We start from the raw sequence: 23033 nt of genomic DNA, 5'->3' as shown, positions 1-23033 counted from the left end.
CGTCAGGCGGCCGCGTTACACGACGGATTGCCCGTTTGCCAGCGCGCAATGTCGGATCCGATGCGCGCGCCGAGCGGATCGTCCATCAGCGGACCGAACACGTCGACGCGGCTGGAATTGCCTTGCGCCTGGACGACCAGCAGCGGCTTGCCGCCATAATGCTTGGCCGGCACCAGCAGGAAGCGGGGCGTGCCGCTGAACGAATTCAGCTCATTGGCCATCTGATAGGATTTGAAGGCGGGATCGTTGCTGGCGATCCAGCATTTGTGGGCCGATATCGCTACCTGTTCCATGGCCAGCAGCGAAGCGCTCTTGCCCGTGGGGACCGGCGCGCTCTTCGAGCTGGACTGGCAGGACGCCAACGCCAAGCCGGCAGCAGCCAGGGGACCTAGGCGAACAATCGTCAGTCTCATGGTCAACCGCCCCCGCGTTTTGAAAGGAATTCGAAGAGATATCAGGCGGCGATGCCGAGTGCGCCTTCGAACAGCGCCCGGCCGTCACTGCCGCCATGCGCGGCCTCGATCAGGTTTTCCGGATGCGGCATCAGGCCGAGCACATTGCCCTTCTCGCTGATGATGCCGGCAATGTCGTTGATCGAGCCATTGGGATTGGTGCCTTCGGCATAGCGGAACACAACCTGTCCTTCGCCCTCGAGGCGCGCAAGCGTGTCGGCATCGGCGAAATAATTGCCGTCATGATGCGCAACCGGCGTGCGGATGATTTGGCCCGGCTGATAGCGGCGGGTGAACATGGTGTTGGCGTTGGCGATCTGCAGCTTCACCTCACGGCAAACGAATTTCAGCGAAGCATTGCGCATCAGCGCGCCGGGCAGCAGGCCGGCCTCGACCAGAATCTGGAACCCGTTGCAGACGCCAATGACCATGACGCCCTTGGCGGCCTTTTCAGCGACTGCCCGCATCACCGGCATCCGCGCGGCAATCGCGCCGCAGCGCAGATAATCGCCGAAGGAGAAGCCGCCGGGAATGGCGATCAGGTCGACATCGGGGATTTCGGTGTCGGTCTGCCAGACGGTCGCCGGCGCCTGCCCGGAAATCTTGGTCAGCGCCGCAATCATGTCGCGGTCGCGGTTGAGGCCGGGGAGAAGAACGACAGCTGATTTCATATCAAGCGATCTCCACCGCGTAATTCTCGATCACCGTATTCGCCAGCAGCTTGTCGCACATGGCTTTCAGATCGGCTTCAGCCTTGGCCTTGTCGGTCTCTGAGAGCTCGAGGTCGAAGACCTTGCCCTGCCGCACCTGGCCGACGCCGCCGAACCCCAGTCCGGACAGAGCGTGCTCTATGGCTTTTCCCTGCGGGTCGAGCACGCCGTTCTTGAGGGTGACGGTGATGCGGGCCTTGATCATGCTGGACAGGTTCCTGTTCGAAGACTTAGCAATTCCAGGAAAAGTGTGAAGCGGTTTTCCGTCCGGAATTGGGTCAAGAAATGAAGACTTAGTGCGGCTTGCCTTTGAGGCCATCGGTCGAGGCGACGAGCACCGGGCCGGTCGGGCGCGGCGGCTCGTTCTCGTTCATGATGCCAAGGCGGCGGGCAACTTCCTGATAGGCTTCGACGAGGCCGCCCATATCGCGGCGGAAACGGTCCTTGTCGAGCTTGTCCTGCGTTGCCACGTCCCACAGCCGGCACGAATCCGGCGAGATCTCGTCGGCAACGACGATGCGCATCATGTCGCCCTCGAACAGGCGGCCGCATTCGATCTTGAAATCCACGAGTTGGATGCCGACACCCATGAACAGGCCGGAGAGGAAGTCGTTGACGCGGATGGCCAGCGCCATGACGTCGTCGATCTCCTGCGGGCTTGCCCAGCCGAAAGCGGTGATGTGCTCTTCCGACACCATCGGATCGTCGAGCGCATCGGCCTTATAATAGAATTCGATGATCGAGCGCGGCAGAACGGTGCCTTCCTCGATGCCGAGGCGCTTGGACAGCGAGCCGGCGGCGACATTGCGCACCACCACTTCGAGCGGAATGATCTCGACTTCCTTGATCAACTGCTCGCGCATGTTGAGCCGGCGGATGAAGTGGGTCGGAATGCCCATGCGGTTCAGATGGTTGAAGATGTACTCGGAAATGCGGTTGTTGAGCACACCCTTGCCGTCGATGACCTCATGTTTCTTCTTGTTGAATGCGGTCGCATCATCCTTGAAGAACTGGATAAGTGTGCCCGGTTCCGGTCCCTCATAGAGGATCTTGGCCTTGCCTTCATAAATGCGGCGGCGATTTTTCATCTGATTTTTCTCTGGATTTGCGGGCAGGCGGCAAGCGACCAGTTCCTGTCCGTCTGCCTAAATTGGTGCGGCGACGGGTTGGGGTTCAATGCCGGGTCTATCCCAATCACAGCGTTTGCTCAATCGGCAAATCCTTTCCATCGACCGCTTTCAGGAATGAAATGCCGCAGCGCAGCAAGCGATGTAGCATATTGACCGGCCCGCGCCCTTTTGGTTTGTGCTGCGGCAGCACACATATCCATCACCAACGCGAATCGATTTCATCGGAGGGAAGCCATGAGCAGCATGAAAGACCGCGAAGAGGGTTTTGAGCGCAAATTCGCCTTCGACGAAGAACTTCGCTTCAAGGCTTCGGCACGCCGCAACAAGGCGCTTGGCCTGTGGGCAGCCGAAAAGCTGGGCAAGTCCGGCACTGACGCCGACGCCTATGCCAAGGAAGTTGTGGTTTCCGACATCGAGGAAGCCGGCGATCACGACGTATTCCGCAAGATCCGCAAGGATTTCGACGCCGCCGGCGTCGACCAGTCGGATCACCAGATCCGCCGCACCATGGACGAACTGATGGCGCAGGCGATCGAGCAGATCAAGAACACCTGATCGGACCGAAACAGGTTCCGCAAAAGCGTTCTGCGTTTGTGACAGAACCTGCGACAAACCTGGAATGACTGGACCAATCGACCGCTCGGCTCAGCCGGGCGGTTTTTCTTTGCCTTTTCAGCCTTTTCCGGCTGAAACTGTGCGTAGGCCTGTTACAAGGCTCTACCCAACGAGGAAAGTACCCATGTCCCTGAAGTCACGCTTGGCGGCGGATGAAACGCTGTTCACCGCCTGGTCCGGCGTTCCGGACGCTTTGACGGTCGAAATCATCGCCAAGCAGGGTTTTGACGCCGTCACCCTCGATATGCAGCATGGCGGACACCACGAAGACTCGGTCTTGCGCGGCCTGGTGCCGGTGCTGGCCGCCAACAAGCCGGCGCTGGTGCGCATTCCGGTCGGCCGCTTCGACATGGCCAGCCGCGCCCTCGATTTCGGTGCCGAGGCGGTGATTGCACCGATGGTGAATTCGGTGGCCGATGCAAAACTCTTTGCCGCTGCGATGAAATATCCGCCGATGGGCGAGCGCTCCTGGGGCCCGACCTATGCTTTTCCGCGCCATGGCAAAGGCGACCACGCCGAATGGCTGCGCGACACCAATCAACGCACCATGGCCTTTGCCATGGTCGAAACGCGCGCCGCACTCGATGCGCTGGACGGCATCCTCGACACGCCGGGCATTGACGGCATCTTCCTCGGCCCATCGGATTTCTCCATCGCCTGGTCGAATGGCGCCACCGTCAATTCGACGCTGGAAAGCATGATGGAAACCGTCACCTCCATCGCCGAGCGGACGCGCAAGGCGGGCAAGCATGCGGCAATCTACGTCGTTGAGCCGGCGATTGCCGGCCGCGTCGTGGCGATGGGCTACCGGCTGCTGGCGATGGGCTCGGACCATGCGCTGATTTCGCTCGGCGCAAAGACACTCATCAAAAGCATGAACGATTCGATCAAGGGCTGAGGCGTGGTGCCTTGCCCGGTCAGGCCTTGAGGTCGGTCAGGAACTTGGCGAAGGTCATCGACCCTTCCGGCCACGGGCCGAAGCCGGCATCCTCATTGAGGTGACCGGTTTCGCCGGCATCGATGAACAGCGAACCCCAGGCAGCGGCAATGCCCTCGGCAACCTCGAAGGCGCAGAACGGATCGTTGCGGCTGGCGATGACGATGGACGGGAAGGGCAGCGGTTTGCGCGCATAGGGGCCAAAGGTCATCAGGTGACGCGGCCTTATCTCCGGGTTGGCGACGTCGGGCGGTGCGACAAAAAACGCGCCGGCGACCGGCTTCCTGAACTGCGGAATGGCCTGCACCGCGGCCGCCACACCGAGCGAATGGGCAACGATCACCACCGGCCGCTCGGCCTCGTTGACAGCGTTCGCCACGCTCGTCGTCCAGTCCTCGCGCACCGGCTTCGACCACTCCGCCTGTTCGACCCGACGCGCCGTCGACAGTTTCGATTGCCAGCGTGTCTGCCAGTGTTCGGGGCCGGAATTGGTGTAGCCCGGCACGATCAGAATATCTGCGTCTTTGACTTTCATGGCGCTGAGATAGCGAGCGACCGTGTCTCGTGCAACCCGCGCTGACGCATGCGGTGCATCACAATCGTGAACAACCTGTTCGATTCTTTCCATCTTGTGTGAACGATCGGGATCGACGATTTGAGGCGGGGAGAGATGGACAACAGAATAGGCTGGTGCGCGCCCTAGGGATAACGCGCTGAACGGAGAGTTTTATGAGCGAACTGCCTTTTGCCGCGACGACCCCCGTCAGCGTGTCACGCGTGGGCCTGAAGGCGCGCGACGCCGAAGGACTTGCCGATTACTACCGGGCTGTTGTCGGCCTGCAGGAATTGAGCCGCGCCGATGGCGCCATCACGCTGGGCGCTGCCGAGCGCCCGCTGCTGGTGATCGAGCCTGACGCAGCGGCCAAGCCCGACGATCCGCGCAGCGCCGGCCTTTTCCACACCGCTTTCCTTCTGCCCAGCCGCGCCGATCTCGGCCGTTGGATAAACCATGCCGCCGCCAACAAAATCCGCATCGAGGGCGCCTCCGACCATCTGGTCAGCGAGGCTCTCTACCTGACCGACCCCGAAGGCAACGGCATTGAAATCTATAGGGACCGTCTGCCGCAGGAGTGGAAGTGGAACGGCGACAAGATCGCCATGGCGACCGAGCGGCTGAACCTGGCCGCCGTGGTTGGCAGCGTGCCGGCCGGTGACGCCGGCTGGCAGGGCGCGCCGCAAAACAGCATTATCGGCCATGTCCATCTGCGCGTCGGCCGGCCGGAAGATGCCGAGGCCTGGTGGCACGACGAATTTGGCTTCGACACGGTCGCTAAGTATGGAGGGCAGGCGGTGTTCCTGTCGTCGGGAGGCTACCACCATCATATCGGTGGCAATTCGTGGCACAGCGCCGGCGCCGGGCGCCGCGATCCGTCCCGCTCAGGGCTGGCCTGGGTCGAGATGCGCTCGGACAAGACAACCGCTGAAACCACGCGGGAAGATCCGTGGGGCACGGTTATCCGCACCGTGCCGGGCGCCGCCGGCTGAGCGGCGGTTCGGGTCCTACACCGAGCCGGCGGCGTAGCCCGTCAGCAGCCCGTGCGCCCAGTTGTCGAATCCGGTCGCCGTGGCGCGGCCGGATGCTTCGGTCCAGTCATAATTGACCACGTGATGGCTGAACGACCATTGTCCGTCCTTGCGCGTAGCGAGGGCGTAGCGGGCATGCGGACTGCCGGTCACGGTCAGGCCGGGGAATGTCTGGACGCCGACGCTGCCGGGATTGAGGATTGTCCGGTTGTCCGACAAGCGCACAACGCGCGGCGTATGTGTATGGCCGCACAAGGTCAGCCCGGCGCCGGCGCTGCCCAGCTTGTGCCTGATCTGCTTTTCATTGGACGGGTGGAAGTGGCTGCCTCCGTCTTCCTCGAGCAGGAACACGTCGTCGTCACTGGGGCTGCCATGGCAAAGCAGGATGTCCTGGGCAGGCGACAGGGTGACCGGCAATGCCGAGAGCCAGGTCAATGACGCCTGGGACAGGCATTGGTGGGTGAAAGCATCGACGTCTTCCAACCCGGAAGCAGGCGGCTCGACCAGCACACGGTCGTGATTGCCGCGCACGGTCGGCCAATTCTGTGCAATCAGATATTGCGCGGTTTCTTCAGGCCATAGCGGCCCGGAGAGACAATCGCCCAGATTGACGATTATGTCGGGAGAAGCGTCTTTGATCTGCGCATGAACCGCCTCAAGCGCGCGCAGGTTCCCATGGATGTCGGAAAGGACAGCCAGCCGCATGGAAGATCCTATCCGAAAACCCGCTTGAAGATCGTGTCGACATGCTTGGTGTGATAGCCCAGGTCGAATTTCTCGCGGATCTCGGCTTCGGGCAGCGCTGCGGTGACTTCCTTGTCGGCCAACAATTCCTCAAGGAAATCAGCGCCATGTTCCCATACCTTCATGGCGTTGCGCTGCACCAGGCGGTAGGCGTCCTCGCGGCTGACGCCGGCTTGCGTCAGCGCCAAAAGCACGCGCTGCGAATGCACAAGGCCACGGAACTTGTTCATGTTCTTCAGCATGTTGTCGGGATAGACCAGCAATTTGTCGATGACGCCGGTCAACCGCGACAGCGCGAAATCGAGTGTTATCGTGGCGTCCGGGCCGACCATGCGCTCGACCGAGGAATGCGAAATGTCGCGCTCGTGCCAGAGCGCCACATTCTCCATCGCCGGCAGCGCCATGGAGCGCACCATGCGGGCAAGGCCGGTGAGGTTTTCGGTCAGCACCGGGTTGCGCTTGTGCGGCATTGCCGACGAGCCCTTCTGGCCCGGCGAAAAATACTCTTCCGCTTCCAGCACCTCGGTGCGCTGCAGATGGCGGATCTCAGTCGCCAGCCGCTCGACCGACGAGGCGATGACGCCGAGCGTGGCAAAGAACATGGCATGGCGGTCGCGAGGGATGACCTGCGTCGACACCGGCTCCGGCTTCAGCCCAAGCTTTTTCGCCACATGTTCTTCGACATAGGGATCGATGTTGGCGAAGGTGCCGATCGCGCCCGATATGGCGCAGGTGGCAATATCCTCCCGCGCGTGCACCAGCCGCTCGCGGCAGCGTGAGAACTCGGCATAGGCCTGCGCCAGCTTGACGCCGAACGTGGTCGGCTCGGCATGAATGCCGTGGCTGCGGCCGATGGTGATGGTGTCCTTGTGCTCGAAGGCCCGGCGTTTCAGCGCGGCGAGCAGGCCGTCGAGGTCGGCCAGCAGGATATCGCTGGCGCGGCTGAGCTGCACCGCAAGGCAGGTGTCGAGAACATCCGATGAGGTCATGCCCTGGTGGATGAAACGCGCATCCGGCCCGACGAATTCGGCCAGATGGGTGAGGAAGGCGATGACGTCGTGCTTGGTCACGGCCTCGATCTCGTCGATCTTGCCGACGTCGAATTGGGCGGCGCCGCCTTTTTCCCAGATGGTTTTGGCGGCTTCCCTGGGAATGACGCCGAGCTCGGCCAGCGCATCGCAGGCATGGGCCTCGATCTCGAACCAGATGCGGAAGCGGGTTTCCGGCGACCAGATGGCGACCATTTCCGGCCGGGAATAGCGAGGGATCATCCGTCAGTCCTGATGTGTCCGTGGTTAAGTGCGCGTCCTAACAGAGGCGGACCGAATGCTCAACGCTGCTGGCGCGCAAACCACACGCTGGCGGCGGCAAGCGCGATGAATCCGAGCGGAAAATAGAGCCTGATACCCAGCACCACGAATTGGTAGAGCGCCGTCAGCGAGGTGAAGACCAGTTCGAACGCCCACCGGGCGGTGAAGGCCTCCGCGTGCCATTCGGCATAGTAGGAGCGGTATTGCAGCGCAAACAACCCGCCGGTGAAGGCGAGCGTCGTGGCAAGCAGGCAGACGAAGGCGGCGGCGAACGCCACCTCCCAATGCCGGTCGAGCGAGACCAGCCGCGCCGCGAACAACCCGACGGGAAAGGCCAATGCCGCGCCGGTCGCAAACAGCAGGGCGACGAAGCGGATCTTTTCCGGGGTCTCCCAATTGTCGAGCCAAAGACCGGTCAGCGCGCTGGCGCCCATGGCCATCGCCCACAGCAAGGCGCCGACAAGCGCCGTGCCCGTCGATGGTACGGCGCGGCTGACGCGATTTCCGGCGCGCTTGCGCCAACTGGATTGATCGAGCGATGTCACAGGCGTCCGGTCACGGCGATCCAGCGAAAATCCGGCCCTTCGAAGCCGTATTGGCGCACCGCGATCAGCACCGCATAGGCGCTGATGCTGTCCATCGAGAACGTCTGCACCGCGCCGATCCTGTAGCCGTTGGGGCAGCCACGGCTTTTCGGGATCGATTTATCCTCATGCAGCAGATGGGTCCGGCCGCCATCCCTGGCCTCGATCCGCAGCAGGCGAAAACCGTTGACCTCGCCCTGGCTCTGGCAGCTTTCGGTGTCATTCATGCCGATCTCGTCCAGCCGGAATTCCAGCGGCGGGTCGACCGGCGAAAAGATCGGCCGTGGGTTGACCACCATGCGGAACGGGTCGGCCGACAATTCGGTCACCGGGTTGAAGCCGGCGGTGATGCCGCGGTTGGCGGTAAGCTCGGCCTGGGCAATGATTGCTTCGCCTTTTTGCCTGGCTTGCTGACGGGCCGTCTCGAGCGAGGCGGTCTCATCCTCCAGCCGGACCCGGATTGGCGTGCCCTTCAGGAACGTGTCGTCGGCGGTGTTGATGTAGTAGCGATTGGCATAGGGAAAGCCCGAACCGTCTGCCACACCATATTCCTCGAAGGTGAAGACGCTGCCATCCTTGCTGAAGCCGAGGATTTCAAGCTCGGCGACATCGCCCGCTCGGGCGGCCATGGCGGATGCGAGATGGACCAGCAGGCAAACGCCAATCAGGACGAGATTTCGCATCGGGGTTCCGCTCCGCCTGCCGTGGTTCGATCGTTCCCTATCACGAGACAGTCAAAACATCGTGCTATTCGAAAGGCGATGCATCCAATTTCGCCTCTGTTTGTTATCGTCGATCGTTTTCAAAAGGAGAACACCCCATGACTGAGGCCAGCAAGATTCGCGAGCATATGGAAGTGGTCGGCGCCGACGGCGTTCACATCGGCACCGTCGACAGGGTCGATGGCGAGCGGATCAAGTTGACCAAGGCCGACAGCGGCGAGGGCACCCATCAGGGGCATCACCACTACATTCCCTTGAGCCTGCTTGCCGAGGTCGAGGGCCAGAAAGTCTGGCTGTCGGCGAATTCGGATGTCGCGGTCAGCTTCGAGGAAGAGGAGTCCGACCCGACCTGACTGAAAGTCAGCGCGACGACCACACCGGAAACAGATCGCCATCGGCCGGCGTCGCGGCATGGATGCCGCGGCTGATGGCGCGCGCCATGGTGGCGCCGGCGGCGGCAAAGAAATCGACGGCATCGTCGGCGCTGAGTTCTATGCCGCTCTTCCCCGTCGCCAGCGCGAACACCAGATCGCCGTCAGCCGGCGTGTGCACGGGCCAGATGGCGCGCACGAAGCCGTCATGCGCTGAAATGGCCAGCCGCTTGGCTGCCGCCTTGGTCAGCACGGCGTCGGTGGCGATGACGGCGATGGTGGTGTTGCCACCGGCCTCGGCTTGTCCACCGACACGCTTGTCGCGGTATTTCAACAGGATCCGCCTGGCATCGTCCGGCATTGGCGAGGGATAGCCAAGCCCGCCGAACTCATCGCCGATCTCGAAGGGCGCCGCCCAGAAATAGCGGGTCCGCGCGATCGTTACCGAGCCGGTCGGGTTGGCGGCGGCGAGTGCGCCGATGGTGACGCCGCTGTCGAGCACAGTCGAGGCAGAGCCAAGGCCGCCCTTCAGCCCGGAACTCAGCGCCCCGGTGCCGGCGCCGATTGTGCCGAGCGGAAAGTCGACTGTTGCCGCCTGGGCGGCTTCGTAGCCGAGGTCGCGGTAGGGAGGATAACGGCCCCAATCCTTGTCGCCGCCATTGCGCAGGTCGAACAGGATCGCCGCCGGCACGATCGGCACGCGAAAGCCGCCAACATCGACGCCAATGCCTTTTTCGCGCAGCGCTGCCTGAACGCCGGAGGCGGCGTCGAGGCCGAAGGCCGAGCCGCCCGACAGCACGACGGCATGAACCGCCTCGATGGAATTGTGCGGTTCGAGCAGGTCGGTCTCGCGCGTGCCCGGCGCGCCGCCGAGGATCTGCACGCCACCGACCGCCGGTTCGTCGCACAATACGGTGGTGACGCCCGATTTCAGCCTGGCGTCCGACGCGTTGCCGACGCGCAGGCCGGCGACATCGGTGATCAGATTGCGCGGCCCGGTGCGAAACATCAGTTCGTCTCCGCCGGCACGAAACGCGTCCCGTCGAAGCGGAAGGCGCGATAGAGGTTTTGGCTCAGATCGCCTTTGTCGTCGAACCGCAGCGGGCCGATCGCGGTGGTGAAATCGTTCCCGGTTAGCGCGTCGGCCAGCCCCTTGCCCGAGGTCTCGGGCGCGGCCGAGGCCGCCTTGGCAATCTCCACCGCCGCATAGGCCGGCAAGGCATAGCCATCCGGCGCGATGTTTTTGGCCGTAAACGCCGCCAGCACCTTGGGATCGGCGACATCGGCCCATTCCGGCGGCGCGATCATCAGCGTGCCGACGGCGTAAGGCACATCGCCGGGTGGCGTGCGCAAATTCTCGCCGCCGGCAAAGACAATGCCGGCCTCGAGCTGGCCGGCGTCGCGGCCCATAATGGCGATGTCGTCGCCGTCGCCACCGGCAAAGACATGCGTGGCGCCCGCCTTCTTCAGCCGCCCGATCAGCCCGATCTGGTTGTCGAGCTGCGGCCGGAACGTGTCTGTGAAGACCGGCTTCAGCGCTGCCTGCTCCGCTGCGGCGCGCAGCGTCTCGGCGATTTCGCGGCCATAGATGGTGCCGTCATCGACGATGGCGAACAATTCGCTCTGCCACAGCCGGGTCAGGATGGCGGCCACCGCATTGCGCTCGTCATCGCCGCGCGGCCCCAGCCGATAGACCGGCCAGCCGGTTTTGGCGCGGCGATCGGTCAGGCTTTCGGTGCGCACGCCAACGGTGATGACCGGTATGTCAGCGTCCTTGAGGATCGGCAGCGCCGCATGGATCGCCTCGGTGCAGAGGAAGCCGACGACGACCTTGACCTTCGCCGCCGCGAACTCCCTCGCGGCGGCGGCGCCGCCATCGGCTGTGCAGGCATCGTCGACCGTCCTGATCTCGGCGCCGTTGGCTTCTGCTGCCAGGGCAGCACCCGCCTCAATCTGCTTGCCCAGGATCGCCGACGGACCGGACAGGGGTGCGGCGACGCCGACAAGCAAAGTCTGCGCGCCGGCGCTTGCCGGCAGCAGCCAGAGCAGTGCCGCTATTACAGCTGTTGGGGGTCGCATTCTGACGACGAATTCCTCCGTGCCGGTCGCATGCTTCCAGCGTCTCTTCCGCCAAGACCTAAAGGCTGCCCGCCCCAGGCGCAACACGGGAATTTGCGGATTGGCGTCAACCACTTCGCTTGTGGCCTATTGTGTGCCGCCATATATAACGCTTGGATTCCCGCTTATGGAAAATCATCGGTGTTGAAGTTGAACGACATAGGGCCTCAGGCCTATCGCGACGCGATGGCGCATTTTGCCGGCCACGTCCATGTGGTTACCACCGACGGGCCCGCCGGCAAACGCGGCACGACGGTGATTGCCGCCTGTTCGGTGTCGGACACGCCGCCGACGGTTCTCGTCTGTCTCAACCGCGAGAATGCCAAGAACGAGCTGTTCGTGCAAAACGGCCGGTTTGCGCTGAACACGCTGGCTTCGCACCAGCAGCCCCTATCGGTGGCGTTTTCAGGCCTGACCGGGCTGTCGGCCGATGAGCGTTTCGCGCTTGGCGAGTGGGATGTCATATCGACGGGCGCGCCTACCCTGAAGGGCGCTCTTGCGGTTTTCGACTGCGAATTGATCGACACCAAGGATCTCGCCACCCATCGTGTGCTTTTTGGCAAGGTGACAGGCCTGCGCATGGGCGATAATTTGCGGCCGCTGATCTACCACGCCCGCGACTACCACGTGCTGCAGAGCGGAGCAGAGGCGGCAACGGAGAAAGAATGACCGAGCTGAAACCGCGCCCCGAGCCGCGGACGATCGACGAAACGCTCGATCTCCTGACCAGCGCGGACTACGTCGCGGACCGCTCGCTGGCAACGGTGCTGTTCCTGTCCCTGCGCATGCAGCGGCCGCTGTTCCTTGAAGGGGAGGCCGGCGTCGGCAAGACCGAGATCGCCAAGGTGCTGGCGCAGGCACTCGGCCGCCGGCTGATCCGCCTGCAATGCTATGAAGGGCTCGACGTCTCGTCCGCTGTCTATGAGTGGAATTACGCCGCGCAGATGATAGAGATCCGCATGGAGGAGGCGGCAGGCTCGGTCGACCGCTCCGACATGGAGCGCAATGTCTTTTCCGAAAAATACCTGATCCGCCGCCCGGTGCTCGATGCGCTGACCGGCATGGCGGGTGCGGCCCCGGTGTTCCTGATCGATGAGCTCGACCGCACCGACGAGGCTTTCGAAGCATTCCTGCTCGAAATCCTGTCCGACTTCCAGGTGACGGTGCCTGAGCTCGGCACCATCAAGGCGGAGGAGCCGCCGATCGTCATCATCACCACCAACCGCACCCGCGAAATCCACGACGCGCTGAAGCGGCGCTGCCTCTATCACTGGGTCGACTATCCCAATGCCGAGCGCGAGCTGGAGATCGTGCGCCGCAAGGTGCCGCAGGCCAACAGCCGACTTTCCGCGGAAGTGGTGTCGTTCATCCAGAAGCTGCGCCGGGTCGAGCTGTTCAAGGCGCCGGGTGTCGCCGAAACCATCGACTGGGCCGGCGCGCTGACCGAACTCGACAAGGTGGCGCTCGATCCCGAAACCGTCTCCGACACGATCGGCGTTTTGTTGAAATACCAGGACGACATTGCCCGCATCGGCGCGGGCGAGGGCCGGCGCATCCTCGATGAGGTCAAGGCCGAACTGGCGGCTGCGGAGTAGGGCAGTGAAGGCGCCGGGTGCTTACCCCAAAGAGACCGACCCCAGAGAGGCGACGGAAGACGGGCGCATCGCCGACAACATCGTCTATTTCGCCCGCACCTTGCGCAAATCCGGCATGCGGGTCGGGCCGGCTTCGGTCAAGGATGGGATCGAGGCGGTGCTGGCAGCCGGCATCGGTTCGCGCGACGATTTCTACTGGACGCTGCATGCCGTGCTGGTGTCGCGGCACGAGGATCACCCTGTTTTCGACGAAGCCTTCCGGCTGTTCTGGAAATCGCGCGAGCTGATCGAGAAACTTCTGGCGATGTTCTCGCCTGTGGCGCCCGACACCAAGGGGAAGCAAAAGCCGCGCGCGGCAGAAAATCGCGTCAGCCAGGCCATGTTCGAAGGCCACGAGAAGAATCGGCCGGTCAGGGAAATCCCGGAGATCGAAGTCGACGCCCGGCTAACCTTCTCCGGGAATGAAGTGCTGCGCGGCAAGGACTTTGCCCAGATGAATGCCGACGAGATGGCAGACGCCAAGAAGGCGATTGCCCGGCTGCGGCTGCCGTTCGACATGGTCCGTACCCGACGCTTCAAGGCAGACCTGCATGGCCGCCGTATCGATCCACGCGCCATGATGCGCTCGGCCGCGCGCACCGGCGGCGAACTGATCCTGCCGAAATTCCGCTCAGCCCGCGAAGTGCATCCGCCGCTGGTGGTTCTCGCCGATATCTCCGGTTCGATGAGCCAGTACACGCGCATCTTCCTGCACTTTCTGCATGCGCTGACCGAAAAACGGCGGCGCGTGCACACCTTCGTCTTCGGCACGCGACTGACCAATCTCACGCGGCAGATGCGCCATCGCGACCCCGATGCCGCCCTTGCCGACTGCTCGGCGGCGGTGAAGGACTGGTCGGGCGGCACCCGCATCGGCGATACGCTGGCGGAGTTCAACAAGCACTGGTCACGCCGCGTGCTCGGGCAGGGCGCGGTGGTGCTTTTGATCACCGACGGTTTGGAGCGCGACGATGTTTCCGGCCTGTCGGAGGAGATGGATCGCCTGCACAAATCCTGCCGGCGGCTGATCTGGCTCAACCCGTTGCTGCGCTTTGACGGTTTCGAGGCCCGCGCCCGCGGCGTCAAGGCGATGCTGCCTCATGTCGACGAGTTCCGCTCGGTACACAATCTCGATGCGCTGGCCGACCTCTGCGCCTCGCTGGACAAGAAATCCGCCGCTTCGGTCGATCCGCGTCGCTGGCAGGACGCTGGTGTCAGGCGCGCCGCATAGCCATATTGGATTCCGAAAACAGGCTCCCAGAGAAAACAGACTTTGAGGCAAGCGATCATGGACAACAGCATCTATCTCGATGAGGCCCGCGAGCCCTTGATCATCGCGGAAGGCTGGATGAAGGACGGCAAGGATGTCGCCATCGCCACTGTGGTCGAGACCTGGGGTTCGGCGCCGAGGCCGGTCGGTAGCCATCTGATCATCGACGCCGAAGGCAATTTCCACGGCTCGGTCTCGGGCGGTTGCGTCGAGGGCGCGGTGGTGAGCGAGGCGATCGACGTCATCGACTCGGGGAAAGCCAAGATGCTGGAATTCGGCGTTGCCGACGAAACCGCCTGGCAGGTCGGCCTATCCTGCGGCGGCCGCATCAAGGTCTATGTGGAGCGGCTCGGTTAGGCATGGATCCCTACGCTCTCAAAGCCCTCAATGCCGAACGCCGTGCCCGCCGTGCGGCGATCCTGGTGACCGATCTCGGCGACGGCCGCGACCGCATCGTGCGAGAAGGCGACCAGGTTGCCGGCGATCTCGGCCAAGCGATCGCCAAGGCTTTCCGCACCGGCAATTCGGGTTCGGTCGAGGCTGAAGGGCGCACCTTCTTCCTCAACGCGCATTTGCCGCAGCCGCGCCTGGTGGTAGTCGGCGCCGTCCATATCAGTCAGGCGCTGGCGCCGATGGCCAGGATCGCCGGCTATCCCCTGGAGATCGTCGATCCGCGCACCGCCTTCGCCACCCCGGACCGTTTTCCCGATGTAGCACTCCATGCCGAATGGCCGGAGGATGTGCTAAAACGCCAGCCGCTCGACAGCTATACGGCGCTGGCCGCCGTCACCCATGATCCGAAGATCGACGATTTCGCACTGAAGGCCGCGCTCGACGCCAACTGTTTCTATGTCGGCGCACTCGGCAGCCGCAAAACACACGCCAGGCGCGTCGAGCGCCTGCTGGCGCTCGGCGCCAGCGCCGACCAGATCGCCCGCATCCACGCACCGATCGGTATCGACATTGGCGCGGCGAGCCCGGCCGAGATCGCCGTCGCCATCCTGGCGCAGACGATCCACGCCTTTCGCTCGCGCGGTCTCGAAGCCAAAGGCGCGGCGGCGTGAAGTTCGGGCCGATCCCGATCGATCAGGCGCAAGGCGCGGTGCTGGCGCATGCCACGACGGCGGGCGAGCGGCGTTTCCGCAAGGCGCACAGGCTGAGCACGCAGGACGTGGCGGTGCTGAAGGCGGCCGGCATTACCGAGATCGTCGTGGCGGTGCTTGCCGCCGATGACCTCAGCGAGGATGCGGCGGCCGAAAAGATTGCTGCCAGCATGGCCCACCGCAACATCGAGGCAAAACCGGCCGCGACCGGCCGCGTCAACCTCCATGCCAAGGCCGCCGGTCTCTTCACCGTCGATGCCGCCATGATCGACGCCATCAATGCGGTCGACCCGACCATCACCATCGCCACGCTGGCGCAGCACGCGCCGGTTGAGCAGGGCCAGATGGTGGCGACGGTCAAGATCATCCCGTTCGCCGTTGCCTCGGCCCTTGTCGATGCGGTGACAAAGATCTGCGCCGGCGGCGAGATCTTCGCCGTCAACGCCTACCATCCGGTGCGCATCGGCGTCATTCAGACGATGCTGCCCGGCATCAAGCCCAGCGTGCTCGACAAAACGCTGCGCGTCACCGAGGCCCGGCTGGCACGCTCCGGCGGTCGGCTGACGACGGAGCGCCGCACGCCGCACGAGATCGCGCCTGTAGCCGAGGCAGCGGCCGCGCTGGCGCGCGACAACGACATGGTGGTGATCTTCGGCGCCTCGGCGATGAGCGATTTCAACGATGTCGTTCCGGCGGCGATCGAGGCAGCAGGTGGCACGGTGATCCGCGCGGGCATGCCGGTCGATCCCGGCAATCTGCTGGTGCTGGGCACGCTGGACGGCAAGCGCGTCATCGGCGCGCCCGGTTGCGCCCGCAGCCCCAAGGAGAACGGTTTCGATTGGGTGCTCGACAGGCTGATCGCCGGTCTCGACGTCACCGCCAAGGACATCGCCGGCATGGGCGTTGGCGGCCTCTTGATGGAAATCCCGACCAGGCCGCAGCCGCGCGAGCCGCTGCCGGCGAGAGCCGGGCTGAAGGTCGAGATCGTGCTTCTGGCCGCCGGTCGCTCCAGCCGCATGGGCGGGCCGAACAAGCTTCTGGCGCTGTTCGACGGCAAGCCGCTGGTGCGCCGCACCGCTGAACGGGCGCTCGATTCCAAGGCTTCTGCCACCGTTGTCGTCACCGGCCATCAGCGCGAGCGGGTGCACGCCGCGCTCTCGGGCCTCGACGTGATCTTCGCCGACAATTCGGATTTTGCCGACGGCCTGTCCTCGTCTCTAAAAGCCGGCATTGCCCGCGTTGGAGCCGAGGCGGCCGGCGCCATGATCGTCCTCGGCGACATGCCGGGTATCTCATCGGCCGATCTCGACCGGTTGATCGAGGCCTTCCGTAGGGACGGCGGCCGCTCAGTGGTGCGTGCCGCCCATGACGGCCGCCGCGGCAATCCGGTGCTGCTGCCACGCGCGCTGTTTGGAGGCATCGCTCACCTCGAGGGCGACACCGGCGCCCGCCATCTGGTCGAGGCCGAGGGACTGGATGTCATCGACGTCGAGATCGGCGACGGCGCGTCGGTCGACGTCGACACCCGCGAGGCGCTCGAAGACGCCGGCGGCGTGCTGCAGGATTGACAAAGCGAAGCCGAAAAACGCATGCCTTTAGCATGGCTCTCTCTTTACTTGCCTCAGCGCTTCTACCCCCCTCTGGCCTGCCGGCCAGGCCGGCAGGCCAGAGGGGGGTAGCCGCGTTCCATACCCTTCTGGTTTCACTTCTTTTCTTGTTCTCCGCCGCCCACGCGGACGCGCTCGAACTAAAACCCTACAAGGATGACCTCTTCGCCTATCCGGCGACGCTCTCGTCCACGGACAAAGGCGCCTACACCGCCATCGACTATCGCGAGATGCGCGACATCAACGACCGCGACGAGGTGCCGGAAAAGCGCGTGCAGGCTAAGTATACCGACACCGGCGTGCGCAAGGTGCAGCGGGATTTGATGCTGAAAACCGATGCCGGCGATGTCAGGCATGTCGCCGTCGGCAAGACCGAAGGCGCCGGCATCATCGTGCTTTACCTGCACGGGCAGGGCGGCAGCCGCAAGCAGGGCGTCGACGACTTCACCTTCGGCGGCAATTTCAACCGCATCAAGAACCTGATGGCCGGCAATGGCGGCCTCTACCTCTCACCGGATTTCACCGATTTCGGCGACAAGGGCGCGGCCCAGGTCGCGGCGCTGATCGGCCACTATGCCGAGGCTTCGCCGGACGCGAAAATCTTCGTCGCCTGCGGCTCGATGGGCGGCATGCTGTGCTGGAAGCTGGCCGGCCGCAACGATACGGGACGGCGCATAAACGGGCTGCTGCTGCTCGGCTCGCTATGGGATGACAGTTTCCTGTCGAGCCCCGCCTACAGGCGCCATGTGCCGGTGTTCTTCGGCCAGGGCAGCAAGGACCCGGTCTTTCCCGTGGAGAAGCAGGAAGCCTTCTTCCGCTCCATCATTGCGAACTCGAAAGCCTATCCGACCCGGTTCGTCCGGTTCGAGACCGGCACCCATGGCACGCCGATCCGCATGGTCGACTGGCGCCAAACGCTGAACTGGATGCTGTCGAAAGCGCCCTGACGCATATCGCCCAGAGGTGCCCGTTGGTTTTGGCGATCATGGTTCGGCCGATATCCTTGCTGGTGTAGGCTGATATGATCCAACAGATCGGAAGCACAGCGATGGACGCTCACCCCTTCAAGATCCAAATTCCGAACGAACAACTTGAAGATCTCCAGCGCCGGCTTAGCGCAACACGATGGCCAATTCCGCTAAGCGAAGCGGGCTGGAGCGATGGGGCCGACCTGCCGTTCATCAAGCGTCTTGCGGATTACTGGCGAGACCGCTTCGACTGGAGAGTGCAAGAGGCGCGGCTGAACCGGCTGCCGCAATATCTGACGAGGCTGAACAACCTAGATGTCCACTTTGTCCACCAGCCAGGCAACGGACCGGCGCCGCTGCCGCTGATCATAACGCATGGCTGGCCCGGCTCCTTCATCGAAATGGAACACGTCATTCCATTGCTGGCAGACCCAGCTGCCCATGGTGGTGACCCGGCCGACGCTTTCCACGTGGTAGTTCCCTCTTTGCCCGGATACGGCTTTTCGCAGGCGCCGACGGAACCAGGCTTCCATTCCGGCCGCATCGCGGAGTTATGGGTACAGTTGATGCGCGGGCTCGGCTACGACCGCTTCGCTTCCCAAGGAGGCGACATCGGCGCGGGCGTTTCCGCCTGGATGGCACGGCTCCATTCCGAAAGCGTGCTTGGCGTCCACGTCAATTACATTCCCGGGAGCTATCGGCCACCTTTGGGTGCAGGTCTGCCACCTGTCACCGTTGAGGAGCAGGCCTTCCTGGACAAGGCCGCGGCCTGGACGGCAACGGAGGGCGCCTATGCCCATCTGCAGGGCACGAAGCCTCAGACGCTTGCTTATGCGCTGACAGACTCGCCGATCGGTCTCGCAGCCTGGATGATCGAGAAGTTCCGTAGCTGGAGCGATTGCGACGGTGACGTGGAGCGCACCTTCGGCATGGACACGCTCCTTACGGATGTTTCGCTCTATTGGTTCAGCAACGCGCTCACCTCGTCCTTGCGGCTCTACAAGGAGAATCGACTGTTCCCTCTTGCGTTCGAGACGCTGGAACGCGTTTCGCCGCCATTTGGGGTAGCGCTTTTCCCTCGCGAGTTGCCGATGCCGCCTCGATCCTGGGTGGCGCGGGTCTTTGACGTTCAGCGATGGACATCGATGCCGCGAGGCGGCCATTTCGCTGCGCTGGAGGAACCGAGTCTTCTGGTCGAGGACATTCGCGCCTTCTTCCGGCCGATGCGTTCCCGGCCTGAAACGAGAAGGCGAATGTGAAGGACTGCTTGAGCGCGGCGGTTCCTGGTAAGATCCCTACGGCGCGGTGTTGTAGTCGACCACCGTCTGCGGGTTCTCCTCGCCATCGTAAGACGCGTCCACATCATATTGGACGAGGGAAAAATCGCCGTTACGGAACAGGTATATCCCCTTGTCCGAGGCGTCGCCGATGCCGCGCCATTTGTTGAACGTGGTCAGCGTCTTGGCGTCTTCGTCATATTCGGAATTGGCCGCCCAGCCGGATGTGCGGAAGCCGATGATATCCATGCCCAGCAGTTTGCCGTCGCTGTCATTGTTCTCGTAACGGATATCCATTTCGGGCTCGGTGAACTGCAACTGCCGCACGCCCGATACTTCGTCGGTCATGTAGTAGACCGAACTTGCGTTATAGGCTGCCGCTTGGCAGTAGAACTCGAAAAGCCGCGTTTCCTTGTCGGGATCGCTGGCAGCCGCGTCCTTTGCCTTGTATTTGATCGAAAAGATGTTCGGCTCCTCGCCGAGAAATTGCTTGTCACACTGATCGCCATAATCGGCGGCGAACAGTTTCTTCACCTGCTCGAGTGCGGTGTCCTTCTTCGGCGGCGGCGGCCCGTCACCACAGCTTGGCGGCAGCGCCTCCTCGAAATCGGCCTTGGACGGCTTCAGCGCGCCCTTGTCGATAAAGATCGGGCGGAATGGCGGGGCCTGGATCTGAGCGCTGACCTGGCGCAGCGTGTAGCAGCCGGCGAAGACCGCTTCATTGCCGTTCTTGTCGGTGGCGCGGATGGCGACCGGAACGCTGTAATAGATGCTGCCGGCGGCACCTTCATCGGAAATGGCGCCGGTTTCCACGTCGACCTTGTCGGTGCCGTCATAGCCCTTGACGAAAGTGTCGAAATCCTTTGCCGGCTTGGTATCGCCGTAGTAAGCCCAGGCGCGGGCGAATTCGTGCCGGTTGATGGCACTGTAGAGCGAACGGACCACCGCTGCGGCATCCGACCTGTCGTCGACATAAGGTGCCTGGTCATCGGTCGCCGGGTCATCATCGGCCAACAAAGCTTGGCTGGATACAGCAAGGGAGAAAAAAGCGGTCGCTGCCAGAAAGACAAGTCTCATCGGGGATCTCCACCACGACAGGATTCTATCACATCGATTGCGGCGACGTGGTGACGCTTGAAAAATCCTCCGGGAAGGCGCTACGTCCCGCCGTCGGCGCTTCAGCCGCAATGGAGATTTGAACGTGACACTATCGATGTATGAAGCCTCGGTGCCGGTGTTTTCGGCCAGGCTGAAGGCGCTGTCCGGCGTGCTGTCGGCGGCCGAACAGAATGCAACCGAGCGCAAGATCGACCCGCAGGTGTTTTTGACCGCGAGGTTGGCGCCCGACATGTACGCGCTGGTCAGGCAGGTGCAGGTCGCCACCGACCACGCCAAGGGCGCGCCATCACGGCTGGCCCGCCGCGAGGTGCCGAAATACGAAGACAATGAAGCGACCTTCGCCGAGCTTCAGGCGCGCCTGACCAAGACGCTCGATCTGCTGGCGTCATTCTCAGCCGCCGAATTCGAGGGTTCGGATGAAAGGGTGGTCGAACTGAAGTTTGGCCAGCGCGAAGCCTCGATGCCAGGCATGCAGTATCTGCTGCATGTCGCCATGCCCAACTTCTATTTCCACGTGACCACCGCCTACGACATCCTGCGCCACAATGGCGTGCCGCTGACCAAGGGCGCCTATCTCGGTAATCGTTGACGAATTGCGCGTTGCGAGGTTTCCCGGCCGCTGCCGGGAAACCTCGTATGACGCTGGTTCAGCGCCAAGGCCTTGATCAACGCAGTGACATTTCGCGCGCGATGCGCGGGAAGTCGGCCGGTTTGATGCCGATGTCGGCGCGGTCGGCGTTGCTCATCGAGTGAAGCAAGGCCAGTGCCGAGCGGTAACGCTGATGCTCCTGCGGACGCGGACGGGCAAACATTTCAGTGAAGAACCCCATGATTCGGCCCCTTGTTGATCCTCCACGAGACCCTGGCCGGGTTCATCATATGATCGGCACTGTCTTCTTCGTCGCACTGTTTTCCGGCATCAATGTCGGCGGCAACTGCATCGTCCAGATGGCGGAGTTGCGGGCGTTATTCGAGGCGCTAGGCTTCACCGATGTCGCCAGTTATGTGCAGAGCGGCAATGTCGTGTTCCGGACCAAGAAGGGCGACGCCGCCACGCTGGCGAAACAGATCGAAATGGCGTTCGAGAACAAATGGGGCTTTCACTCGCGCATCATGGTGCGCGATCTCTCCTGGTTCGAACGGTTGGTGAAGGAGAATCCTTATCCGGAAGTCGCCGGCGATCCGACCAAGCTTCACGCCTACACGCTGGAGCGCCAGCCGACGGCGGACGAGATCGCCAGGCTTGCCGAAAAATGCACCGGCCCGGAAAGCTTCGAGGTCAGGGACGACGTGCTCTACCTCAAGGCGCCGGACGGGATCGGCAAATCGGTGTTCGCCAATCTCATCCCGCGCGTGCTGAAAGTGCCCGGCACCGCGCGCAACTGGCGCTCGGTGCTTGCGTTGCTGGAGATGATGCAGAACCCTTAATCTTTAATCCCCCGTGCTGGTGGATGTCGCCGTTTTGCAACAACGATCTGATTTTTGGCTGCCCGGTTGTGGTGGTTTCAACATTTTCTATTGATCTATCTCTCGCCCCGTTGGTAGCTCAAGACAGGTACGGGCATTTCGGGGAAATTTCATGAAACGACTGCTTCTTGCATCGACTTTTCTGGCGGCAGCCTGCGGCGGGACTTTCGCCGCCGACGTGATCGAGACAGCACCAGCGGGATTTGTCTGGTCCGGCGGCTATGTCGGCATCAACGCCGGCTACGGCTGGGGACGCGGGAACGCCGTCGACCCGACCGGCGATTTCTTCGAAGAAGATGCCGGCCAGACGTTGGACGTCGATACTGACGGGTTTCTGGGTGGCGTCCAGGCTGGTTACAACTGGCAGTCCGGTGCATTCGTCTATGGCGTTGAAGCGGATTTGGGCTATCTCGGGGTCAAAGGTGACAACTTTGTCGTTGAGGACCCCGATAACTTCGGATCGACGAAACTGGGCGTCTACGGCGATCTGACCGCACGCCTGGGCTTTGCGACCGACAGCCTGCTGATCTATGCCAAAGGCGGTGTCGCGGCGACCCACTACAAATTGAGCTACGGCGACCTCGACGGCGGTGATATTGACCCAGACAGCAATGCATCGAAAAGCGGCGGTCGTGTCGGGTACACGATCGGCGGCGGTGTCGAATGGGCCTTTTCCGATAAATGGACCACCAAGCTGGAATATCAGTACTTCGATTTCGGCAAGGTTGGTCTGACCGACAACGATGGCGACAAGGCGAAAGTGAAGATCGACGCCCATACGATCAAGATCGGCCTAAATTACAAGTTCTGATCGATCGGCCGCGCCGAAAGTTCAGATGGCGTCGCTACCATGCGACGCCATAGCTTTATTTGGATCTGGGGGCTGCTAGCTTCCGGTGTTCGCCGTCGCGCCTGATCTGAGGTCAGGTCGCCGGAGCCTGCTTCCACTCGAAAGTCAGTTCCTCGCGGAAGGCAAAGCGCTTGATGTGATCGGCAACGACGCTCTCCATGCGCTCCAGCGATCCGCTTTCATCCGTCGACACCGTGATATGCAGCGCTGCCGCATCGGCATCGAGAACCGTGCGGCCGAGCGACAGATCGATGGTGCCGTGGTTCGGATCGAACTCGACGGGAAATTTGTGCGCCCAGTGCTTGCACAGCTGCTGCAAATAGCGGCTGGCATATGCGGTGGTGACATCGGCACGGCTGGTCGGCATGAACGAATTCTCCTGGATGAGGCACTGGCTTTGCTTGGCTGGCGCGACAGGCAGGTAAATAGGTGCCGTTGGTCGAAATGGCAAAGGCGGCCGG

Annotated in this window: 29 protein-coding genes; 15 read left to right on the top strand and 14 right to left on the bottom strand. The window is 62.9% G+C overall.

What is annotated here, in order from left to right; translation table 11 throughout:
* Positions 1-2: 2 nt before the first annotated feature.
* The 4 genes from NKH54_RS17855 to purC all read right to left on the bottom strand — a co-directional run bounded on the left by NKH54_RS17855 (position 3) and on the right by purC (position 2250).
* Complete coding sequence (locus NKH54_RS17855) at positions 3-413, bottom strand: hypothetical protein (RefSeq protein WP_353028634.1); 411 nt, start codon at positions 411-413, stop codon at positions 3-5.
* A 41-nt stretch (positions 414-454) separates the two neighbouring features.
* Positions 455-1123, bottom strand: a complete 669-nt coding sequence (purQ, locus tag NKH54_RS17850) for a phosphoribosylformylglycinamidine synthase subunit PurQ (RefSeq protein ID WP_023684888.1) — start codon at positions 1121-1123, stop codon at positions 455-457.
* Position 1124: 1 nt separating this feature from the next.
* Complete coding sequence (gene purS, locus NKH54_RS17845) at positions 1125-1367, bottom strand: phosphoribosylformylglycinamidine synthase subunit PurS (protein WP_023669092.1); 243 nt, start codon at positions 1365-1367, stop codon at positions 1125-1127.
* Between the two features lie 88 nt (positions 1368-1455).
* Positions 1456-2250, bottom strand: coding sequence for a phosphoribosylaminoimidazolesuccinocarboxamide synthase (purC, locus tag NKH54_RS17840; protein WP_013532127.1), 795 nt, complete (start codon positions 2248-2250; stop codon positions 1456-1458).
* 276 nt (positions 2251-2526) lie between these two features.
* Here purC and NKH54_RS17835 point away from each other — a divergent pair, with 276 nt between their 5' ends.
* The gene (locus NKH54_RS17835) at positions 2527-2847 is read left to right on the top strand and encodes a DUF1476 domain-containing protein (protein WP_023669091.1); all 321 of its coding nucleotides are present in this window, start codon (positions 2527-2529) and stop codon (positions 2845-2847) included.
* A 184-nt stretch (positions 2848-3031) separates the two neighbouring features.
* The gene (locus NKH54_RS17830; protein WP_023690189.1) at positions 3032-3805 is read left to right on the top strand and encodes an HpcH/HpaI aldolase family protein; all 774 of its coding nucleotides are present in this window, start codon (positions 3032-3034) and stop codon (positions 3803-3805) included.
* Between the two features lie 19 nt (positions 3806-3824).
* Here the strand turns inward: NKH54_RS17830 and NKH54_RS17825 are convergent, their stop codons facing one another.
* Positions 3825-4379, bottom strand: a complete 555-nt coding sequence (locus NKH54_RS17825; RefSeq protein WP_352624593.1) for an RBBP9/YdeN family alpha/beta hydrolase — start codon at positions 4377-4379, stop codon at positions 3825-3827.
* Positions 4380-4573: 194 nt separating this feature from the next.
* On the opposite strand from NKH54_RS17825, the gene NKH54_RS17820 reads away from it, so the two are divergent.
* Positions 4574-5389 carry a VOC family protein gene (locus NKH54_RS17820; RefSeq protein WP_023669088.1) on the top strand — a complete coding sequence of 272 codons (816 nt, stop codon included), beginning with the start codon at positions 4574-4576 and terminating at the stop codon, positions 5387-5389.
* Between the two features lie 15 nt (positions 5390-5404).
* Here the strand turns inward: NKH54_RS17820 and NKH54_RS17815 are convergent, their stop codons facing one another.
* From NKH54_RS17815 to NKH54_RS17800, 4 genes are all read right to left on the bottom strand, one after another.
* Positions 5405-6133 (bottom strand): metallophosphoesterase family protein, encoded by a 729-nt coding sequence (locus NKH54_RS17815; RefSeq protein ID WP_023690186.1) that lies wholly within the window; start codon positions 6131-6133, stop codon positions 5405-5407.
* Positions 6134-6141: 8 nt separating this feature from the next.
* Positions 6142-7443, bottom strand: coding sequence for an adenylosuccinate lyase (gene purB, locus NKH54_RS17810; RefSeq protein WP_023690185.1), 1302 nt, complete (start codon positions 7441-7443; stop codon positions 6142-6144).
* A 59-nt stretch (positions 7444-7502) separates the two neighbouring features.
* Entirely contained in the window at positions 7503-7922 is a 420-nt protein-coding gene (locus tag NKH54_RS17805) for a hypothetical protein (protein WP_245261354.1), read from the bottom strand.
* Between the two features lie 101 nt (positions 7923-8023).
* Positions 8024-8749: a DUF2259 domain-containing protein gene (locus tag NKH54_RS17800; protein ID WP_023690183.1), complete on the bottom strand. Its 726-nt coding sequence runs from the start codon at positions 8747-8749 to the stop codon at positions 8024-8026.
* Between the two features lie 137 nt (positions 8750-8886).
* Between NKH54_RS17800 and NKH54_RS17795 the strand changes: the two genes are divergently transcribed.
* Positions 8887-9141 carry a DUF2171 domain-containing protein gene (locus tag NKH54_RS17795; RefSeq protein ID WP_023690182.1) on the top strand — a complete coding sequence of 85 codons (255 nt, stop codon included), beginning with the start codon at positions 8887-8889 and terminating at the stop codon, positions 9139-9141.
* Between the two features lie 7 nt (positions 9142-9148).
* Here the strand turns inward: NKH54_RS17795 and NKH54_RS17790 are convergent, their stop codons facing one another.
* Positions 9149-10168: a P1 family peptidase gene (locus NKH54_RS17790; protein WP_023694138.1), complete on the bottom strand. Its 1020-nt coding sequence runs from the start codon at positions 10166-10168 to the stop codon at positions 9149-9151.
* Complete coding sequence (locus NKH54_RS17785; RefSeq protein ID WP_023690180.1) at positions 10168-11238, bottom strand: branched-chain amino acid ABC transporter substrate-binding protein; 1071 nt, start codon at positions 11236-11238, stop codon at positions 10168-10170. The genes NKH54_RS17790 and NKH54_RS17785 overlap by 1 nt, the downstream gene beginning before the upstream one ends.
* 180 nt (positions 11239-11418) lie before the next feature.
* On the opposite strand from NKH54_RS17785, the gene NKH54_RS17780 reads away from it, so the two are divergent.
* The 8 genes from NKH54_RS17780 (at position 11419) to NKH54_RS17745 (ending at position 19118) form a co-directional block, all read left to right on the top strand.
* Positions 11419-11946, top strand: a complete 528-nt coding sequence (locus tag NKH54_RS17780; RefSeq protein WP_023690179.1) for a flavin reductase — start codon at positions 11419-11421, stop codon at positions 11944-11946.
* The gene (locus NKH54_RS17775; RefSeq protein WP_023690178.1) at positions 11943-12872 is read left to right on the top strand and encodes an AAA family ATPase; all 930 of its coding nucleotides are present in this window, start codon (positions 11943-11945) and stop codon (positions 12870-12872) included. Before NKH54_RS17780 ends, NKH54_RS17775 begins: the two co-directional genes overlap by 4 nt.
* A 4-nt stretch (positions 12873-12876) precedes the next feature.
* On the top strand, positions 12877-14142 hold the full coding sequence (locus tag NKH54_RS17770; protein ID WP_353028633.1) for a vWA domain-containing protein: 1266 nt from the start codon (positions 12877-12879) through the stop codon (positions 14140-14142).
* Between the two features lie 57 nt (positions 14143-14199).
* Positions 14200-14538, top strand: a complete 339-nt coding sequence (locus NKH54_RS17765; protein ID WP_353028632.1) for an XdhC family protein — start codon at positions 14200-14202, stop codon at positions 14536-14538.
* Between the two features lie 2 nt (positions 14539-14540).
* A complete protein-coding gene (locus NKH54_RS17760; protein ID WP_023669076.1) occupies positions 14541-15245 on the top strand; it encodes an XdhC family protein in 705 nt (234 codons plus the stop codon).
* Positions 15242-16852 carry an NTP transferase domain-containing protein gene (locus NKH54_RS17755; protein WP_023694139.1) on the top strand — a complete coding sequence of 537 codons (1611 nt, stop codon included), beginning with the start codon at positions 15242-15244 and terminating at the stop codon, positions 16850-16852. Before NKH54_RS17760 ends, NKH54_RS17755 begins: the two co-directional genes overlap by 4 nt.
* A gap of 146 nt (positions 16853-16998) precedes the next feature.
* On the top strand, positions 16999-17838 hold the full coding sequence (locus tag NKH54_RS17750) for an alpha/beta hydrolase (protein ID WP_502907544.1): 840 nt from the start codon (positions 16999-17001) through the stop codon (positions 17836-17838).
* Between the two features lie 74 nt (positions 17839-17912).
* Positions 17913-19118, top strand: a complete 1206-nt coding sequence (locus NKH54_RS17745; RefSeq protein WP_352444716.1) for an epoxide hydrolase family protein — start codon at positions 17913-17915, stop codon at positions 19116-19118.
* A 36-nt stretch (positions 19119-19154) separates the two neighbouring features.
* Here the strand turns inward: NKH54_RS17745 and NKH54_RS17740 are convergent, their stop codons facing one another.
* Positions 19155-20213, bottom strand: coding sequence for a DUF1176 domain-containing protein (locus NKH54_RS17740; RefSeq protein ID WP_353028630.1), 1059 nt, complete (start codon positions 20211-20213; stop codon positions 19155-19157).
* A gap of 124 nt (positions 20214-20337) precedes the next feature.
* On the opposite strand from NKH54_RS17740, the gene NKH54_RS17735 reads away from it, so the two are divergent.
* A complete protein-coding gene (locus tag NKH54_RS17735) occupies positions 20338-20844 on the top strand; it encodes a DUF1993 domain-containing protein (protein WP_023690171.1) in 507 nt (168 codons plus the stop codon).
* A 76-nt stretch (positions 20845-20920) separates the two neighbouring features.
* On the opposite strand, the gene NKH54_RS17730 is transcribed toward NKH54_RS17735, so the two are convergent.
* Positions 20921-21085 (bottom strand): hypothetical protein, encoded by a 165-nt coding sequence (locus NKH54_RS17730; RefSeq protein WP_353028629.1) that lies wholly within the window; start codon positions 21083-21085, stop codon positions 20921-20923.
* A 49-nt stretch (positions 21086-21134) separates the two neighbouring features.
* Here NKH54_RS17730 and NKH54_RS17725 point away from each other — a divergent pair, with 49 nt between their 5' ends.
* Both NKH54_RS17725 and NKH54_RS17720 read left to right on the top strand, forming a co-directional pair.
* Positions 21135-21683 carry a DUF1697 domain-containing protein gene (locus NKH54_RS17725; RefSeq protein WP_353028628.1) on the top strand — a complete coding sequence of 183 codons (549 nt, stop codon included), beginning with the start codon at positions 21135-21137 and terminating at the stop codon, positions 21681-21683.
* Between the two features lie 151 nt (positions 21684-21834).
* Positions 21835-22533 (top strand): outer membrane protein, encoded by a 699-nt coding sequence (locus NKH54_RS17720; protein WP_023702486.1) that lies wholly within the window; start codon positions 21835-21837, stop codon positions 22531-22533.
* 112 nt (positions 22534-22645) lie between these two features.
* Here NKH54_RS17720 and NKH54_RS17715 read toward each other — a convergent pair whose 3' ends face one another.
* Positions 22646-22939 (bottom strand): DUF2218 domain-containing protein, encoded by a 294-nt coding sequence (locus NKH54_RS17715; RefSeq protein WP_023681521.1) that lies wholly within the window; start codon positions 22937-22939, stop codon positions 22646-22648.
* Positions 22940-23033 lie beyond the last annotated feature (94 nt).

It is taken from the genome of Mesorhizobium sp. M1004, from assembly GCF_040318795.1.
Classification (GTDB): domain Bacteria; phylum Pseudomonadota; class Alphaproteobacteria; order Rhizobiales; family Rhizobiaceae; genus Mesorhizobium.
The sequence above is the reverse complement of the archived record's forward strand: the minus strand, read 5'-3'. Positions and strand labels throughout refer to the sequence as shown.

Excerpts from the sequence above, each read along its gene's own strand:
- NKH54_RS17715 (WP_023681521.1), bottom strand. The coding sequence starts at position 22,939 with ATGCCGACCAGCCGTGCCGATGTCACCACCGCATATGCCAGCCGCTAT.
- NKH54_RS17730 (WP_353028629.1), bottom strand. The coding sequence starts at position 21,085 with ATGGGGTTCTTCACTGAAATGTTTGCCCGTCCGCGTCCGCAGGAGCAT.
- NKH54_RS17815 (WP_023690186.1), bottom strand. The coding sequence starts at position 6,133 with ATGCGGCTGGCTGTCCTTTCCGACATCCATGGGAACCTGCGCGCGCTT.
- NKH54_RS17855 (WP_353028634.1), bottom strand. The coding sequence starts at position 413 with ATGAGACTGACGATTGTTCGCCTAGGTCCCCTGGCTGCTGCCGGCTTG.
- purS (WP_023669092.1), bottom strand. The coding sequence starts at position 1,367 with ATGATCAAGGCCCGCATCACCGTCACCCTCAAGAACGGCGTGCTCGAC.
- purB (WP_023690185.1), bottom strand. The coding sequence starts at position 7,443 with ATGATCCCTCGCTATTCCCGGCCGGAAATGGTCGCCATCTGGTCGCCG.
- NKH54_RS17790 (WP_023694138.1), bottom strand. The coding sequence starts at position 10,168 with ATGTTTCGCACCGGGCCGCGCAATCTGATCACCGATGTCGCCGGCCTG.
- NKH54_RS17805 (WP_245261354.1), bottom strand. The coding sequence starts at position 7,922 with ATGGCCATGGGCGCCAGCGCGCTGACCGGTCTTTGGCTCGACAATTGG.
- NKH54_RS17830 (WP_023690189.1), top strand. The coding sequence starts at position 3,032 with ATGTCCCTGAAGTCACGCTTGGCGGCGGATGAAACGCTGTTCACCGCC.
- purQ (WP_023684888.1), bottom strand. The coding sequence starts at position 1,123 with ATGAAATCAGCTGTCGTTCTTCTCCCCGGCCTCAACCGCGACCGCGAC.
- NKH54_RS17725 (WP_353028628.1), top strand. The coding sequence starts at position 21,135 with ATGATCGGCACTGTCTTCTTCGTCGCACTGTTTTCCGGCATCAATGTC.
- NKH54_RS17740 (WP_353028630.1), bottom strand. The coding sequence starts at position 20,213 with ATGAGACTTGTCTTTCTGGCAGCGACCGCTTTTTTCTCCCTTGCTGTA.
- NKH54_RS17795 (WP_023690182.1), top strand. The coding sequence starts at position 8,887 with ATGACTGAGGCCAGCAAGATTCGCGAGCATATGGAAGTGGTCGGCGCC.
- NKH54_RS17775 (WP_023690178.1), top strand. The coding sequence starts at position 11,943 with ATGACCGAGCTGAAACCGCGCCCCGAGCCGCGGACGATCGACGAAACG.
- NKH54_RS17825 (WP_352624593.1), bottom strand. The coding sequence starts at position 4,379 with ATGAAAGTCAAAGACGCAGATATTCTGATCGTGCCGGGCTACACCAAT.
- purC (WP_013532127.1), bottom strand. The coding sequence starts at position 2,250 with ATGAAAAATCGCCGCCGCATTTATGAAGGCAAGGCCAAGATCCTCTAT.
- NKH54_RS17720 (WP_023702486.1), top strand. The coding sequence starts at position 21,835 with ATGAAACGACTGCTTCTTGCATCGACTTTTCTGGCGGCAGCCTGCGGC.
- NKH54_RS17745 (WP_352444716.1), top strand. The coding sequence starts at position 17,913 with ATGATCCAACAGATCGGAAGCACAGCGATGGACGCTCACCCCTTCAAG.
- NKH54_RS17760 (WP_023669076.1), top strand. The coding sequence starts at position 14,541 with ATGGATCCCTACGCTCTCAAAGCCCTCAATGCCGAACGCCGTGCCCGC.
- NKH54_RS17785 (WP_023690180.1), bottom strand. The coding sequence starts at position 11,238 with ATGCGACCCCCAACAGCTGTAATAGCGGCACTGCTCTGGCTGCTGCCG.
- NKH54_RS17835 (WP_023669091.1), top strand. The coding sequence starts at position 2,527 with ATGAGCAGCATGAAAGACCGCGAAGAGGGTTTTGAGCGCAAATTCGCC.
- NKH54_RS17765 (WP_353028632.1), top strand. The coding sequence starts at position 14,200 with ATGGACAACAGCATCTATCTCGATGAGGCCCGCGAGCCCTTGATCATC.
- NKH54_RS17800 (WP_023690183.1), bottom strand. The coding sequence starts at position 8,749 with ATGCGAAATCTCGTCCTGATTGGCGTTTGCCTGCTGGTCCATCTCGCA.
- NKH54_RS17820 (WP_023669088.1), top strand. The coding sequence starts at position 4,574 with ATGAGCGAACTGCCTTTTGCCGCGACGACCCCCGTCAGCGTGTCACGC.